Annotated in this window: 15 protein-coding genes; 12 read left to right on the top strand and 3 right to left on the bottom strand. The window is 37.5% G+C overall.

Going from position 1 to position 15,812, the window contains the following annotated elements; genetic code table 11:
- Positions 1-77 precede the first annotated feature (77 nt).
- The 4 genes from spxA (at position 78) to pepF (ending at position 4,478) form a co-directional block, all read left to right on the top strand.
- Entirely contained in the window at positions 78-476 is a 399-nt protein-coding gene (gene spxA / locus IGJ66_RS10955) for a transcriptional regulator SpxA (protein WP_067483021.1), read from the top strand.
- A gap of 291 nt (positions 477-767) precedes the next feature.
- On the top strand, positions 768-1,424 hold the full coding sequence (locus IGJ66_RS10950; RefSeq protein ID WP_071868922.1) for an adaptor protein MecA: 657 nt from the start codon (positions 768-770) through the stop codon (positions 1,422-1,424).
- Positions 1,425-1,540: 116 nt separating this feature from the next.
- Complete coding sequence (locus tag IGJ66_RS10945; protein WP_218657962.1) at positions 1,541-2,557, top strand: competence protein CoiA; 1,017 nt, start codon at positions 1,541-1,543, stop codon at positions 2,555-2,557.
- 109 nt (positions 2,558-2,666) lie between these two features.
- Positions 2,667-4,478 carry an oligoendopeptidase F gene (gene pepF / locus IGJ66_RS10940; protein ID WP_071868924.1) on the top strand — a complete coding sequence of 604 codons (1,812 nt, stop codon included), beginning with the start codon at positions 2,667-2,669 and terminating at the stop codon, positions 4,476-4,478.
- Between the two features lie 198 nt (positions 4,479-4,676).
- Here the strand turns inward: pepF and IGJ66_RS10935 are convergent, their stop codons facing one another.
- Both IGJ66_RS10935 and IGJ66_RS10930 read right to left on the bottom strand, forming a co-directional pair.
- Positions 4,677-5,354: a ClpXP adapter SpxH family protein gene (locus IGJ66_RS10935; protein ID WP_067483014.1), complete on the bottom strand. Its 678-nt coding sequence runs from the start codon at positions 5,352-5,354 to the stop codon at positions 4,677-4,679.
- Positions 5,355-5,472: 118 nt separating this feature from the next.
- Positions 5,473-6,048, bottom strand: a complete 576-nt coding sequence (locus tag IGJ66_RS10930; RefSeq protein WP_067483012.1) for a CYTH domain-containing protein — start codon at positions 6,046-6,048, stop codon at positions 5,473-5,475.
- A gap of 132 nt (positions 6,049-6,180) precedes the next feature.
- On the opposite strand from IGJ66_RS10930, the gene IGJ66_RS10925 reads away from it, so the two are divergent.
- From IGJ66_RS10925 to mgtE, 4 genes are read left to right on the top strand one after another with little or no spacing between them, the layout of a single operon-like run.
- A complete protein-coding gene (locus tag IGJ66_RS10925) occupies positions 6,181-6,867 on the top strand; it encodes a GTP pyrophosphokinase (protein WP_067483009.1) in 687 nt (228 codons plus the stop codon).
- Positions 6,864-7,661, top strand: a complete 798-nt coding sequence (locus tag IGJ66_RS10920; protein WP_067483007.1) for an NAD kinase — start codon at positions 6,864-6,866, stop codon at positions 7,659-7,661. The genes IGJ66_RS10925 and IGJ66_RS10920 overlap by 4 nt, the downstream gene beginning before the upstream one ends.
- 1 nt (position 7,662) lies before the next feature.
- Positions 7,663-8,562, top strand: a complete 900-nt coding sequence (locus IGJ66_RS10915) for an RluA family pseudouridine synthase (RefSeq protein WP_430616607.1) — start codon at positions 7,663-7,665, stop codon at positions 8,560-8,562.
- Positions 8,563-8,579: 17 nt separating this feature from the next.
- Positions 8,580-9,941 (top strand): magnesium transporter, encoded by a 1,362-nt coding sequence (mgtE, locus tag IGJ66_RS10910; RefSeq protein ID WP_067483003.1) that lies wholly within the window; start codon positions 8,580-8,582, stop codon positions 9,939-9,941.
- A 220-nt stretch (positions 9,942-10,161) separates the two neighbouring features.
- Here the strand turns inward: mgtE and IGJ66_RS10905 are convergent, their stop codons facing one another.
- Positions 10,162-10,800 carry a copper homeostasis protein CutC gene (locus IGJ66_RS10905; protein ID WP_368027052.1) on the bottom strand — a complete coding sequence of 213 codons (639 nt, stop codon included), beginning with the start codon at positions 10,798-10,800 and terminating at the stop codon, positions 10,162-10,164.
- 103 nt (positions 10,801-10,903) lie between these two features.
- On the opposite strand from IGJ66_RS10905, the gene IGJ66_RS10900 reads away from it, so the two are divergent.
- The 4 genes from IGJ66_RS10900 (at position 10,904) to recD2 (ending at position 15,799) form a co-directional block, all read left to right on the top strand.
- Entirely contained in the window at positions 10,904-11,761 is an 858-nt protein-coding gene (locus IGJ66_RS10900) for a methyltransferase domain-containing protein (RefSeq protein WP_430616606.1), read from the top strand.
- 231 nt (positions 11,762-11,992) lie between these two features.
- Positions 11,993-12,496, top strand: a complete 504-nt coding sequence (locus IGJ66_RS10895) for a tRNA (cytidine(34)-2'-O)-methyltransferase (RefSeq protein WP_067482996.1) — start codon at positions 11,993-11,995, stop codon at positions 12,494-12,496.
- A gap of 57 nt (positions 12,497-12,553) precedes the next feature.
- Positions 12,554-13,210, top strand: coding sequence for a histidine phosphatase family protein (locus tag IGJ66_RS10890; RefSeq protein ID WP_067482994.1), 657 nt, complete (start codon positions 12,554-12,556; stop codon positions 13,208-13,210).
- Between the two features lie 18 nt (positions 13,211-13,228).
- A complete protein-coding gene (gene recD2 / locus IGJ66_RS10885; RefSeq protein ID WP_071868932.1) occupies positions 13,229-15,799 on the top strand; it encodes an SF1B family DNA helicase RecD2 in 2,571 nt (856 codons plus the stop codon).
- Positions 15,800-15,812: the final 13 nt, after the last annotated feature.

Raw genomic sequence — 15,812 nt, 5'->3', positions numbered from 1 at the left:
AATAGAAACAGATAGAAGATGAAATGAGTCTTCTGTTACAAAAATGTGATGATTTTCACGAAAAGGAGTGGTGCACGTTGTTAACACTATATACTTCCCCAAGTTGTACATCCTGTAGAAAGGCTCGTGCGTGGCTGCAAGAGCATCAAATCCCATTTGTTGAGCGTAATATTTTCTCTGAACCGTTGAATAGCGCTGAATTAAAAGCTATTTTGCAAATGACAGAAGATGGTACAGAAGAAATTATTTCAACGCGATCAAAGGTATTTCAAAAGTTGAATATGGATTTAGATGAGCTACCATTGCCAGAGCTACTAGACTTAGTTCAAAAAAACCCTGGATTGCTTCGTCGTCCAATTATGATTGACGACAAACGTTTGCAAGTTGGCTTCAATGAAGATGAAATTCGCCGTTTCTTACCACGCGATGTTCGCCAATTAGAGTTACGTCAGGCCCAGTTAATGGCTGGATTATAAAAGATTATCAAACTTGGAAGACTGTCTGTAGATGGTCTTCCAAGTTTTTTGTTATAATAAAAAATTTGGCTGATATTTTTAGTTCAAGGATTATGGTTATTTATTTGTGATTAGATAAGAAATCATTACACAATTATAAAAAATAGCGTAGGGTGATTGTTTCAGTAGCTGTTTCAATAAAGAAAAATTTTTTAACTTTCTATTGGTAAAGTTAGGTTTTTCTTTACATTTAACTGGTTTTCGCTACAATGAAGCTATATTAACCGTTGCGGCAAAGTGAGGTGTTGCGAAATGGAAATGGAACATATCAATGAAAATACCATCCGCGTATTGATTGGTCATGAAGATTTAGAAGAACGAGGTGTTTCTTTTTTAGACTTGTTGGGTAATCACAAGGAGATAGAGAATTTCTTCTATAGTATTTTAGAAGAAGTCGATATCGAAGAAGAATTTCGTGGAAGCGAAGCTGTGACTTTCCAAGTTTTGCCAAAGGGTGATGGGCTAGAATTATTTATTAGTAAGAATTTGCCTGATGAAGAAATGATTCAAGCACACGATGGTCCGATTGACTCAGATGATGTTAGTGAGTTCTTGCGCCAACAAATGATGGATGATTATGATGAACCCAAAGATGCGGAAGATGAGCCTGTAAAAGCAGATGAGAGTCGTGCGATTTTTGTGTTTGATGATTTTGAACAAATGATTCAGTTGGCTCAAGATGTGCGATTAGAGTCTGCTTGGACAGATTTATATTTGTTTGACGAAAAGTATTATTTATCGGTACATTTTTGGCTCGAAAATCTTAACCAAGCAGATGTAGAAAATCAAATTGCGAGAATTCTTGAATTTTCTAAGAAGAGTGATCGAACTGCAGACGCGTTGAGCGAGCATGGAAAATGTTTAATGGAACGAAATGCGATTGAACGCACCAGATTTTATTTCAACTAAATATTGTCATTGGAAAAGCCATTGTTGATTGCATATCAACAATGGCTTTTTTTTGCAAAAAAAAAATCATTGAAAACCGCGTAACTTTTTTTGAGAAACAAAAAAGGGAGAGTACAATGTTGTGTGCAATCAATCAATATGGAAAAAGATTCATTGCTAGTCAAGCTGTGAAACAAGAAATTTATTTTTGTCCAGGCTGTCGGTTGCCGGTGATTTTAAAACAAGGAAAGCAAGTTCGTGCACATTTTGCACATAAGAAAAGTAGTGTATGTCAAGTTTTTAGCGAAGCAGAATCAGAGGAGCATGTATTCCTGAAAGAAGTCTTCTATCAATGGTTAAAAAAATTCGCTGAACAGGTAGAAATAGAACCTTATTTGTCTGAATTAGCCCAAAGACCAGATTTACTTAGCGAAAATTTTGCATTTGAGATCCAATGTTCACCATTAGCTTATTCACGATTTATTGAACGGACAACGAATTATCAGCGTAAGCAGTTCACCGTTTGGTGGATTCTTAGCAGTAGTTTGATTAACAAAAAGTTGTTAGCAGGCCCCAAATTATCACAATTAGTGAAAGGTGCTTGCCGCTATGACGAGCAACGTCATGTTCATTTTTGGGCGGTGGATAGACACACAGGAAAGTTGTATCTTTATCATGAGTTGACGTTGTCTGTCGCTCAGGAAATCAGTTATCGGGTAATGGAGTGGTCATTTTATACTTGTTCTTTAACTAAGATTCTGACCAATCAGTTGGTTAGTGACACACAAATCGTTGCTAGTCGAGCTAAAAAAGAAATTTATCAGGAACTTGATTGGCAATTGCGCCGGAAACAGGATGCTCTTTTGCAAGTTCAAGAGTTTTGTTATATGAGAGGAAAGCATCTTCTCTATCTTTCCTCATGGATCTATCAGCAAAGTGCATTTTTCTTTTTCTTTGGGACAAACGTGCTTGTGTATCGAGTGCTATTTGAGGAAACGTTACAGGAAAAACGACTGCTTCATTATCTTTGCTGGCGTGAAAAGCTTGAAGACGTGGCCCCAGAGTGGTTGTTTCCGTTGATTTCGAAAGAACAAATGTATTGGCGATTTTTTGAAGAGTGTTGTGACCTATGGAAAAAGAAAGTGGATAACTAAAAAGTTAAAAAACTTTTGTTAGAATATTTAGACGAATTTAAGCAAGAAGCTTTTGTCTGAGAAAATTTGTGATAAGATGAAGAAAGATTAAGAAAAAGGAGTCGATTTCATGAGTGAAACAACCCAATTACCGAATCGCGAAGAACTATCTGAAAATTTAACTTGGGATTTGACGAAAATTTTTGCAAATGATCAAGAATTTGACGAAAAATATCAAGAACTATCTGAGGAACTGACACAGGCAGAAAAGTATAAGGGAACGCTAGCTAACGGCGCAACCGCATTTTTGAATGCGCTTGAGTTTGTTTTAGATGTTTATCGTAAAATTGAAGTGTTGTACGTTTACGCTCATTTGAAGAATGATCAAGATACTGCAAACACGACATATCAAGCTTTGCATTCACGTGCGGGTAGCTTAATGGCAAAAGTGGGTGAATCAGTTTCTTGGTTGGAACCAGAAGTTCTCCAATTATCAGATGAAACGATTTGGAGTTACTTTGAAGAAGAGCCAAAATTAGAAATCTATCGCCATTTTGTTCAGCAAATGGTAGATAATCGTGCGCACGTCTTATCGGCTGATCAAGAAGCACTTTTAGCTGGTGCTGGAGAAATTTTTGGTGCATCAAGTAGTACATTTTCCGTATTGAACAATGCTGATTTAGTTTTTCCAACTATCACAGGAGAAAATGGCGAAAAAATCCAACTTTCTCATGGAGTCTATGGTCAGTTGTTAGAAAGTACAGACCGTTCTGTACGTGAAGCGGCATTTAAAGGACTATATGAAGTATATGAACAATTTAGAAATACTTTTGCTTCGACTTTGAGTGCACACATCAAAGGGTACAATTTTAAAGCGAAAGCACGTCATTATCATTCTGCTCGTGAAGCTTCTTTAAGCAACAACCATGTGCCTGAAAGTGTATATGATACATTGGTTGAAGTAGTGAATAAGCATTTGCCATTATTACATCGTTATATGGAATTGCGTAAACGTTTATTAAATGTTGAAGAACTACACATGTATGATTTGTATACTCCGGTATTAGGGGAAGCGCCGATCAAGTTTTCTTATGAGGATGCAAGAGCAAAAGCCTTAGAAGCTTTACAGCCAATGGGTGAAGAGTACATGGCAGTTGTTGAAGAAGCATTTGCTGATCGTTGGATCGATGTGGTTGAAAACAAAGGGAAACGCAGCGGAGCGTATTCTTCAGGAAGCTATGATACGAAACCATACATTTTGTTGAATTGGCATGATACATTAGATCAATTATTTACCTTAGTTCATGAAATGGGTCATAGCGTGCATAGTTTCTTTACTCGTTCAAACCAACCTTATGTTTATGGAGATTATTCAATTTTCTTGGCAGAGATTGCTTCGACAACAAATGAAAATATTTTGACTGAGTATTTGTTGGAAACAGAAACAGATCCTCGTGTGCGTGCATACGTGTTAAATCATTATTTGGATGGTTTCAAAGGAACAATTTTCCGTCAAACACAATTTGCTGAATTTGAACATTTTATGTATGTTGAAGACGCAAAAGGTGTGCCATTAACAAGTGAATATTTAAGTGAAAGTTATGGAAAATTAAATGCAAAATATTACGGACCAGCAGTAGAAGAAGATCCAGAAATCAAATATGAATGGTCACGGATTCCACATTTCTATTATAATTACTATGTTTTCCAATATGCGACAGGATTTTCTGCAGCGTCTGCATTAGCGAAGAAAATCTGGGCGAAAGAACCAGATGCGTTAGGTAACTACCTAGCTTATTTGAAAGCAGGAAACAGCGATTATCCAGTGGAAGTAATGAAAAAAGCAGGTGTTGATATGACGCAAGCAGCTTATATTGAAGATGCAATGGCGATGTTTGAAAAACGTTTGGATGAATTAGAAGCATTGATTGATGAGTTATAAAAATCAAGAGGGTAAAGAATGTTTCAAATGAGAAAACGAATTTTTCGTGTGCAGATACAAAAAAAGAATTTATGAAGCTGAATAAAGAGTCTCGACTTTTGTCGAGGCTCTTTATTTTTAGTGAAATAAAAAACATCCAAAACAGAATATTCAATCTGTCTTGGATGTTAAATAGATCTTATTTGTTTTGAATCAAAGTTAATTTGAAAGTAAAGATAAGTGGCTTGCGCCAGTTGTAAATTTTGAACCAGTTGTATGTAATTGTTGACCAGTAAAAATTTGATAGGATTCATCAGTTACTTTACAAAGTTCTTGAATACGGTGAACAGTATTTGTCCCTTCGACTAAAACGCCGAAATCACAATCATATGCGTAGTTATAAACAACCGCGGAAGGATGTTTGGTAATCCCCATCTCTCGAGCGATTTTCTGATCAGAGAAAAAAGCTTCTTTTACAAATTCAGATTGACGGTCTTCTTTGAACATTGCTAAATCTCCACCAATAGACGCAAAAAGTTCCTCAGATAAAGCTTGTGAATAAGGAATATCTTTACAGCCTACAGCTTCTTGCAATTTAATCAAAAATTGACGTCCTTTTTTCTTTCCTTGAAACTGTGCAGCTTTACAATCAAGTGATGCAGAGTAGATTGTTGAAAATAAATTGTTACGTTCTTCTAAATCTTGACGATCAACGCCTCGTGTTTGCATGACATCCCCGATTGTCTGCAAGTTAACTAAAGGTAAAAAACGAAATTGAACTTTTTTGTTTTTTAGATTTGTCGTCCCATATTCTTCTTCGATGAACTGTAACAGCTGCCGTTCCATATTAAAACAGTATTTCCCCAAAGGGTTCACGAAAAGATAAATTTCGATCATATGAATCTCCCCCAAAAATAGATTCTATATAATTAGTGAATACTTTCATCCACAGACTATAACTTAACAGAAAAGGCGCAAAAAATGAACTCATGCGCCTTGTGAAAATGAAAGAAATCTAATTTTTTGCCTCAATCATTCGATGAATTTTATTTTTCGCCGGACGATAAGGAAGGTTGAAAGAACTTAGAAACTGCAAAAAATCAGCGCTTGTAGTAGTCGTGTCCTGTACTTCGAGCTCTAATTCATAGTCATGTAAATTCTGTGCCCAACTTTGATCGATAGCTAAGAGGCCTTCCTTTATGTGAAACTCTGCACGTTTAGTCGTTAACTCTCCAGTTTTGATGAGTTGAGAGGAGTGAATGCCAAGCTCAATTAACTTTTCAAAGACGTGACCTGTGATTGGTAGCACATTTGATTGGAGGATGTCGTCAGCACAAGCTTTGGTTAGTGTATCAGTTGTTTCTAAAAGTCCAGATGTTGTTGGCGTTTTTAATGTGTATTCTGCCAAGTTCTCATATCTTCGGATGCGTAGTCCACAATTTTTTGCTTTTAATTGAAAATCAGGTGTGTCGAAGTAACTATTTGTTTGCGTTTTAAAATCGGTTGCTGTCAATTGATAATGGGTAATCAATTGTTGATATTCTGATTGAGAAAGCATTGTTTTGAATTCAATCTCTAAATTTTCTGCCATGTTATTCGCCCCTTTTTCTTTATTTTGCCTAAATTTTCTTTTCTGGTCAATGAAAGGGTGAACGATTACGGAAACTCTTGGTTGTATGGTAAAATAGGCAATGAATGTCAGTGCAAAGTAGAGGTATGAGTTATGGAACGAGATTGGGAAACATTTTTAGCACCATATGAACAAACTGTATCAGAATTGAAAGTTAAGTTACGTGGGATTCGTAAACAATTCCGTGAACAAAATCAACATGTGCCAATTGAATTTGTAACTGGTCGTGTGAAACCAGTCGATAGCATTGTAACAAAATCTCAGTTACGACATATTCCGATGGGACGGTTAGAAGAAGAAATGTCCGATATTGCTGGGTTACGCATTATGTGCCAGTTTGTCGAAGATATCCACCAAGTTGTGGAAGTGATTCGTAACCGTAAAGACATGAAGGTAATTCAAGAAAGAGACTACATTACGAATAAAAAAGCGAGTGGGTATCGTTCCTATCATTTAGTAATCGAATATCCTGTTCAGTTGATTAGCGGCGAAAAGAAAATATTAGCTGAAATCCAAATTCGAACATTAGCGATGAATTTTTGGGCAACAATTGAACATTCGCTAAATTATAAATACCAAGGCGTCTTTCCAGAAGAAATGAGTGAACGATTGCAACGTGCCGCAGAAGCTGCCTATCAATTAGACGAAGAAATGTCTAATATTCGTGAAGAAATTCAAGAGGCACAGCGCCTATTTTCTCATGGTCGAGGAAAATCAGATGATGTTTATTATCGAACATTGCTGGATAAAGAAGATGAGAAGCAAGGAGGCAACGAATGAAAGTAGCCATTGTTCATAATAATGAAGCAAAAACATTAGAAGTTACCGAACGGTTGGTTGCTCTTTTAACGCAAGCTGGTATCAAAATCAATGAAAAAAATCCAGAATTGGTGATTTCGGTTGGAGGGGATGGAACGTTACTTTCGGCTTTTCATCGGTTTAATCATCGGTTGAATGAAGTTCGCTTTTTAGGTGTGCATACTGGGCATCTTGGTTTTTATACAGACTGGCGCGATTACGAACTAGAAGAGTTAGTCGATAGTTTATTGACGACGCGCGAACAAAGTGTTAGTTATCCGTTACTCGATGTGCGAATTAGTTACACAAATGATCAACCAGATAAACATTTTTTTGCATTGAATGAATCAACAATCAAACGTGCGAACCGGACGATGGTTGCTGATGTGTATATCAAAGATGAATTGTTTGAAAGTTTTCGTGGTGATGGATTGGCGATTTCGACACCGACTGGCTCTACTGCGTACAATAAAAGTATTGGTGGAGCGGTTATCCATCCTAGTATCAATGCCTTTCAATTAACAGAAATTGCCTCTTTGAATAACCGTGTTTTTCGGACGTTAGGTTCCCCCATTGTAATTGGGCAAGATGAGTGGGTTGAAATCAAGTTAGAAAATACAGAAGATTATTTGGTGACAGTTGATCAATTGGACGTGGCAAAGGGACACATTCATTCAATTTATTACCGAATTGCGAAAGAACGCATCCATTTTGCTTCTTATCGACATATGCATTTTTGGCATCGCGTGAAGGATGCCTTTATTGGTGAGGGATAGTATGCAGTTTACATGGATTTATCAAAAGGAGCATCCGCAACAAGTAAAATATTTCTTGAAAGAACAAGGGATTTCTAAAGGTTTATTAGCAAAAATAAAATTCCAAGGCGGCGAAATCAAAGTCAATGACCAAGTCGAAAATGTCTTGTTTTCTCTGACAGACAATGATAAGGTAACCATTGTGATTCCTGCTGAAGGAGAGCATGAAACGGTTCTTTTAGATGAGACACCAATCGACATTGTTTTTGAAGATGAACATGTTTTGGTAGTCAATAAACCAGCGGGTGTTTCTTCGATTCCGGCACAATACCATCCTAATGGTACGATGGCGAATCGGGTCAAAGCGTATTACAAAAAACAAGCGTATGAAAACCAAGTGATCCACGTAGTAACCAGATTGGATCGAGATACATCTGGATTGATGCTATTTGCCAAACATGGTTTTGCTCATGCCAAGTTGGATACGCAACTTCGAGAAAAGAAATTTACGAAGAAATATCAAGCATTAGTTAGCGGAAAAATGAATGAATTACAAACGCATGGACGCATTGAATTGCCGATTGCGAGGGACTATACTTCGTTACTGAAACGAACGATTTCCCCAGAAGGTCGAGCTGCGGAAACAGAGTATTGGCTTGATCAAGCTTTTTCAGATGCAGCGTTAGTTGATATTCAACTTCATACAGGGCGTACGCATCAAATTAGGGTTCATTTTGCTGCAATAGGTTGTCCTTTGTTAGGTGATGATATGTATGAGGGACGCATGGATTTGGGTATCCAAAGACAGGCGCTCCATTGTTATGATTTACGCTTTTATCATCCTTTTACTCAAGAATTATTAGAATTTAAGCAGCCACTAGCAGAAGACATGGCAGCAGTGATCAAACGTTTTAAAGATTAAGGTGAGGTGAGATTGGTTTGGACGAAAATCAAGAATTAGAGGAAAGATTTGCCCAGTTGTCTCAGGATTTGAAGACAAATAATATTCAAGAATTTAGAAATGATTTCTTGGAGATGCATATTTATGAGCAGGGGCAGTTCTACCAGTCACTCCCTGAAGATGATCGTCAATTGATCTATACGTATCTTTCGCCGAAAGAATTAGCTGATATGTTCGACGTGATTGAAGAAGATAATGAACATATGAAGGAATATTTGGCAGAGATGCGACCAAGCTATGCCGCGGATATGTTGGCAGAAATGTATACCGATAATGCGGTCGATTTGTTAAATACGTTAGATAAAAAACAAATAGCTAAATACTTAAGTTTGATGTCCACTGAAGATGCCAGTGAAATCAAAGAATTGTTACACTATGAAGATGAAACAGCCGGCGCTATCATGACAACGGAATTTGTTTCAATCGTTGCAAATCAAACCGTCCGTTCAGCGATGTATGTGTTGAAAAATGAGGCAGATGTGGCTGAAACGATTTACTACATTTATGTGGTCAATCAAGAAGGAAAACTAGTTGGTGTTATTTCTTTGCGCGATTTGATTGTCAACGATGACGATACAATGATCGCTGACTTAATGAGTGAACGAATTATCTCAGTGCATGTGGGTGATGACCAAGAAGATGTGGCGCAAACATTTCGGGACTATGACTTTCTAGCATTACCAGTTACTGACTATGATGATCATTTGTTAGGAATCGTAACGGTTGATGATATTATTGACGTTATTGATGATGAAGCAGCAAGTGACTACTCTGGTTTGGCTGGGGTCAATGTAGAAGAAGTCAATGAAAATCCAATCAAGGCTGCATCCAGGCGACTACCGTGGCTGATTACGCTATTGTTTTTAGGAATGTCAACAGCATCATTGATTAGTCATTACGAAGACCTTGTGAGTGAAGCGAGTATTTTAGCGGTGTTTATTTCACTAATTACGGGGACAGCTGGGAATGCGGGGACGCAATCATTGGCGGTTGCCGTGCGACGATTGGCTATCTCGGATGAAAAAGAAAATAGTTTTACACGATTGATTCTAGCGGAAGTTTTCACAGGTTTAGTTACTGGAGCTGTGACAGGTCTGACTATTTTCTTGATTGTTGGTTTTTGGAAGAATAATTTTATTTTAGGTTTTGTTATTGGTATGGCAATGTTATTTGCGATTACAGTTGCTAACCTAGCGGGAAGTTTGATTCCAATGTTGATGGATCGTTTGGGATTTGATCCGGCAGTTGCGAGTGGGCCTTTTATTACCACTTTAAGTGATTTGACAAGTGTGTTGATTTATTTTAATATTGCTTCTTTGTTTATGGGGTATTTTATGTAAGGTTGTGGCTCAAAACGCTCAGCTTCAAGCAATAAGACATTCTTTCTAAAAATAGCTTCTCATATTTTTATGAGAGATTGGCTTATGCCGAAGAAGCTGTTTTGAGAACACCGTGGATGAGGCTGTGGCTCAAAGCGTTCAGCTTCAACAAATTAGCGAGCAATTATTTATATAATCAAAAGGGAGTGTGACCTAATCAGGCCACACTCCCTTTTTGTGGTTAATCCAGTGGAATAATTTTTGTTCCATGTACTTCAGTGACACCTAATTCTTTTGCAACTTGTTCTGCATTTTTATCAGATACACCACCACCAGGTAAAATAATCAAACGATTATTTGCATAAGCAATTAATTTTTTCAAATGTGCAAAGTTATCTTCAATTGGTGTACCAGCTGCGCCACCATGAGTCAAAATTCGTTCAACACCGTGTTCAACTAGCCAATCAATCGCTTCGAATTGACGCTCTTTGGGGATGCTGTCAAATGCCATGTGGAAAGTAATTTGTAAACCTTCTGCTGTTTCAATCAACAACTCTAAAGCCTCTTCATCCAGCCAACCGGAAGGAGTCAGGCAGCCAATAACAACACCATCTGTTCCTAATTTCTTTGCTTCAATCAAATCAGTGTGCATAATCTTTAATTCAATATCATTGTAAACAAAGTCGCCTCCACGCGGACGAATAATCGTCATCACGGGGACTTCTTTTTCACCAGCGTAACTTAAAGCTTCTTCAATTACGCCAGTACTTGGTGTGGTTCCTCCCACAGCAAGATTGTCGCATAACTCAATCCGGTTCGCGCCGCGGGAAATCGCTAAAGGGATCGAGGTGTAATTTTCGGCACAAAATTCTTTAATCATAAACAGCACTCCTTTGCTCTTCTTCTTGGGCATTGTAACACATTTTTTCCGGTTGCTAAAGTTTTCGCCAACAGGTAAGATAAAAGTGAAATGAGGGAAATATATGCTAAAAAAAATTGACCGTGGACGCCAGTTTTTACTGAAACATCAGCAATTGTTTTGTTGTCCTGTTTGTCAGGAATCAATTGTTGCAACAGAACAAGGTTTAATTTGTCAAAACAGCCATCGTTTTGATTTATCCAAAAAAGGAACACTTTATTTTTTATCACATGCAGTGAAAACGGACTATGACCAAGAAATGTTTGCTCCTAGACGCCGAATGATTCGTTCAGGAATGTACCAACCGGTAATCGAATTGCTTGCAAAAAACCTACCAGAAGGAGCGAGTGTTTTAGATGTTGGTTGCGGAGAAGGTAGTTTTTTAAATGAAATCAATGAATTGCAAAAAATAAATACAGCAGTTGGGTTTGATATTTCTAAAGAAGGCGTGTATGCTGCAACGGAACAAGAAATCCCTGCATTCTGGTGTGTGGCAGATTTGACGAACCTGCCGTTTGCATCACAACAGTTTTCAACGATTTTAAATATTTTTTCGCCGTCACACTATCAAGAATTTCAACGTGTGTTAACAGATGATGGCACGGTTTTAAAAATTGTACCTCAAGAGAACTATTTGAAAGAATTACGACAAGCTTTTTATCCGGATCAACCAGAAAAACAAAATTATTCAAATGAGCGAGTTGTCACAAAGTTTACTGAATCATTAGACTTGATTGAACGTCAGCGTGTCACGTATGAATTTGAAATCCCCCAAAAAAATCGACAAGATCTCTTGGCGATGTCACCTTTGGAATGGCAAGTTGCGCCAGAAATAAAAGAGAATTTGTACAAGCATCCGCTGGAAAAAATTACAATCGATGTTGAATTATTAAAAGGCACTAAGAAAAAACGTTTACATTGAGTTTTTATTAACAAGTGGTTGCAAAAATAATTTAATGGTGATATAGTAGCAACAAGTTGTTTTTTCATTGGTTTTTATCAGGTTCCTGTTCTGATAAAAGATAGTGAGAAGAGCTTCACTAACGTAACGACTCGCAGTGACTAACACCGAGTTGATACGTTTTTTTTTATGCCAAAATTCAATCGTATTTATTATAAAAAATGAACATTACCATGAGAGGATGAGCAACAGATGAATCATATCGTTTTATTTGAACCTTTGATTCCAGCGAACACTGGAAATATCGCACGAACATGTGCTGCAACGAACACACCTTTACATTTGATCGAGCCTTTAGGATTTTCGACAGATGATAAACATTTAAAACGTGCGGGGTTGGACTACTGGAATGACGTTAATATCAAGTATTATCCAAATCTTGAAGCATTTTTAGATTTTTTGGGGGATCGGAAATTACATTTAATCTCAAAATTTGCCAATAAAATCTATAGTGATGAAAACTTTGCAGATGGTGAAGAACATTTCTTTTTATTCGGCAAAGAAACGACAGGATTGCCTGAAGAATTTATGCGTAATAATGAAGAAAAATGTTTACGCATCCCAATGAATGATGAACATGTACGCTCACTAAATTTATCGAACACGGCAGCGATGATCGTATATGAAGCATTGCGCCAACAAGGATTTCCTGCGTTAGAATTAACACACCACTATGAACATGATAAACTAGACTAATCTTTGATAAAAAATAGTAAAAAGAATGCTAGATAAATGAGTGAGGTGTGAGAAAAAATGGATTTATATTTTACCCGACATGGTAAAACAGAGTGGAACCAAGAACGTCGCTTCCAAGGAAGTAATGGAGATTCACCTTTACTCCCACAAAGTTATGAAGAAATCAAAGCGCTAGGGAAAAAAGTGAAGCACGTTCCTTTTGAAGTCATTTATGCAAGTACGGCGAAGAGAGCACGTGATACAGCTGAAGGAATCAATCAAATGCTGGCACACCCAGTTGAAATTATTTTTACGGATAAACTTCGCGAGCTAGGACTAGGCTTGCTGGAAGGTCAAAAAATCGAAGAAATGTATGAAAGATTCCCGGAAAATCTACCTAATTTGCGTAATCATTTAGATAAATATGATCCAACACCGTTTAATGGTGAGCCAATTACAGCTGCGATTACGCGAATTGAAACAGTTGTAGCTGATGCAGTGGCGCAACATGATGGTCCCATTTTATTCGTGGGACATGGTGCGTCACTGACGGCTGCAATTCAATGGATGACAGGAAAAGAACTGAGCCAATTACGTGAAATGGGTGGCTTATTTAATAGCAGTTTGACTATACTAGAGACAGAAGAGCCAAATAACTTATTACCTTACCAACTAAAAGTTTGGAATGAAGTCGATTTTTTAGGCTTGGAGAATAAACCAGAACCGTTACTATAGATGAAGGAGGCGGCTTCGATGCAGCCAGAAGAAATGCCATATTTCGTTGGGACAGTTGCCGCGATTTTTTTTCAAAATCCAAGTAATTTTTATAAAGTTCTCTTAGTCCATGTGAATGAAACGAGTGCAGATTATCGAGAAAAAGAAATTGTCGTTACGGGGAGTTTCGGGGAAATCCAAGAAAATGAGACGTATCGTTTCTATGGTGAACTAGTTGACCATCCTAAATACGGCCGTCAGTTAAAAGTTGAACGTTATGAGCAAGAAAAACCAACAACGGCTAATGGGATTGTTTCGTATCTCTCAAGTGAAAAATTTCCAGGGATTGGTAAAAAAACAGCTGAAAAAATTGTTGAGATGCTGGGGGAAGATGCCATTGAAAAAATCATTGAAGATCCTTCTCTTTTACGACAAATCTCTGGTTTAACGAAACCAAAGCGTGACATGATTGCTGAAACGATTCGCTTGAATCACGGAATGGATCAAGTCATTATGGGATTGAATCGCTATGGCTTCGGTAGTCAATTGGCTTTCAGCATCTATCAAGCATACAAAAATGAAGCGTTAGATATTATTCAAGAAAACCCGTATCAATTAGTCGAAGATATCGAAGGAATCGGGTTTAAACGAGCGGACAATTTGGCAGAACAAATTGGGATTGCTTCTGACTCGCCAAGACGAATCCGTGCGGCTATTTTACATCAAATTTTTCAACACAGTGTCCAAACAGGTGATACTTATGTTCCCGCTGACACACTATTGGAGCAAACAATCCGGATTTTAGAAACCAGTCGTCCAGTTGAGATTGAACCCGATCAAGTTGCCACAGTCATTATTCAGCTAGTCGAAGAAGGAAAAATCCAGCAAGAGGAAACTAACCTATATGAAAACAGCTTGTATTTTTCAGAGTGGGGGATCGGCAATTCAATTCAACGATTATTAAGTCGTAAAAAAGAAATTCATTATCCTGAAAAAGAAGTCACTAAGAACATTCGACGCGTCGAAAAAATCTTTGGAATTCAATATGGTGATTCACAAGAAAAAGCGATTGCTGAAGCGATTCGCTCGCCTTTATTTATTTTAACTGGTGGGCCGGGAACGGGGAAAACAACAGTCATCAACGGAATCGTCAATTTGTTTGCTGAACTAAATGGAATTGAACTAGATCCCAATAAATATACGCAAGAACTATTTCCTATTTTATTGGCAGCACCAACAGGTCGGGCAGCTAAACGGATGAATGAAACAACGGGTTTACCGGCAAGTACGATTCATCGTCTACTTGGCTTGAATGGGCGTGAAAAAACACCTTCTGTCAGTACCAAGGAATTAGAAGGCGGTTTATTAATTGTGGATGAAATGTCGATGGTTGATACGTGGTTAGCAAATACTTTGTTTAAAGCAATTCCAACAAATATGCAGGTGATTTTAGTTGGAGATAAAGACCAGCTGCCATCTGTTGGTCCTGGGCAAGTTTTACATGATTTGCTAAACATCGAACAGATTCCAAAAATGGAGCTCAATGAGATTTATCGCCAAGGCGACGGATCCAGTATTATTCCGTTAGCACATGAAATCAAGGAAGGGCGCTTGCCTAGTGATTTTACGAAAAATCAAAAAGATCGCTCTTTTTTTAGAAGTGATGCGTACCAAATCGAACCTTTGATTTCGCAGATCGTAGAAAAAGCTAAAAATAAAGGATTTACTGCGCAAGATATTCAATTATTAGCTCCGATGTATCGAGGGGCAGCAGGAATTGATGCACTGAATAAAATGATGCAAGAAATTTTTAATCCAGGTGGACCAAATAAAAAAGAAGTTCGATGGAATGAAACAGTTTATCGAATTGGCGACAAAGTATTACAATTAGTCAATACGCCAGAATTGAATGTTTTCAACGGTGATATGGGTGTGATTACGGGAATTATTTTAGCAAAGGATTCTGACGATAAAGTGGATGAATTAGTCATTCAATTTGATGCAAATGAGGTAACGTATAAGCGAAACGAGTGGAATAAAATTACTTTGTCTTACTGTTGCTCGATCCATAAATCACAAGGTAGTGAATTTAAGATGGTTATCTTGCCAATGGTGCATCAGTATCAACGAATGTTGCAACGTAATTTATTGTATACGGCAGTTACCCGAAGTAAAGACCTGTTGATTTTGCTTGGAGAAGAACAAGCTTACCTGACTTGTGTGAAAAATGAAACTGCTAGTCGAATGACAACCTTGAAGCGAAGAATTGAAGAAAATGATAGCATGACGCTTGTGACACGGACGAAGTTGACTGCTTATGAAGATTCGTTAGCTGGAAATGATCCTTTTGAAGATGGCTCCTATACAAGTGAAGTATCAGAAAAAGTAGTAAAGACAGCCAAAAAAGAAGAGCGTACTGTTTCCAACAAAAAAGAAGTAAGAAATGAATTTATTGTCGAAGAAGTTCCTTTGTTTGAAACACAAACGATCGAAACGGAAAAAGAAGTGGCATCAAACGAACAACCTAAAACGTATATTTTAACAAGTGAAGCAATTGAAAATCAAACAATCGATCCAATGATTGGGATGGAAAAGATTCGTTTGCAATGAAAAAATACTAAAA

The organism is Enterococcus sp. DIV0176 (assembly GCF_050528535.1).
Taxonomy (GTDB): Bacteria; Bacillota; Bacilli; order Lactobacillales; family Enterococcaceae; genus Enterococcus_B; species Enterococcus_B thailandicus.
Note: the sequence above shows the minus strand (reverse complement) of the source record. Positions and strands in the feature narration are given on the sequence as shown.

Excerpts from the sequence above, each read along its gene's own strand:
- IGJ66_RS10950 (WP_071868922.1), top strand. The coding sequence starts at position 768 with ATGGAAATGGAACATATCAATGAAAATACCATCCGCGTATTGATTGGT.
- IGJ66_RS10945 (WP_218657962.1), top strand. The coding sequence starts at position 1,541 with ATGTTGTGTGCAATCAATCAATATGGAAAAAGATTCATTGCTAGTCAA.
- pepF (WP_071868924.1), top strand. The coding sequence starts at position 2,667 with ATGAGTGAAACAACCCAATTACCGAATCGCGAAGAACTATCTGAAAAT.
- IGJ66_RS10935 (WP_067483014.1), bottom strand. The coding sequence starts at position 5,354 with ATGATCGAAATTTATCTTTTCGTGAACCCTTTGGGGAAATACTGTTTT.
- IGJ66_RS10930 (WP_067483012.1), bottom strand. The coding sequence starts at position 6,048 with ATGGCAGAAAATTTAGAGATTGAATTCAAAACAATGCTTTCTCAATCA.
- IGJ66_RS10925 (WP_067483009.1), top strand. The coding sequence starts at position 6,181 with ATGGAACGAGATTGGGAAACATTTTTAGCACCATATGAACAAACTGTA.
- IGJ66_RS10920 (WP_067483007.1), top strand. The coding sequence starts at position 6,864 with ATGAAAGTAGCCATTGTTCATAATAATGAAGCAAAAACATTAGAAGTT.
- IGJ66_RS10915 (WP_430616607.1), top strand. The coding sequence starts at position 7,663 with ATGCAGTTTACATGGATTTATCAAAAGGAGCATCCGCAACAAGTAAAA.
- IGJ66_RS10905 (WP_368027052.1), bottom strand. The coding sequence starts at position 10,800 with ATGATTAAAGAATTTTGTGCCGAAAATTACACCTCGATCCCTTTAGCG.
- IGJ66_RS10900 (WP_430616606.1), top strand. The coding sequence starts at position 10,904 with ATGCTAAAAAAAATTGACCGTGGACGCCAGTTTTTACTGAAACATCAG.
- IGJ66_RS10895 (WP_067482996.1), top strand. The coding sequence starts at position 11,993 with ATGAATCATATCGTTTTATTTGAACCTTTGATTCCAGCGAACACTGGA.
- IGJ66_RS10890 (WP_067482994.1), top strand. The coding sequence starts at position 12,554 with ATGGATTTATATTTTACCCGACATGGTAAAACAGAGTGGAACCAAGAA.
- recD2 (WP_071868932.1), top strand. The coding sequence starts at position 13,229 with ATGCAGCCAGAAGAAATGCCATATTTCGTTGGGACAGTTGCCGCGATT.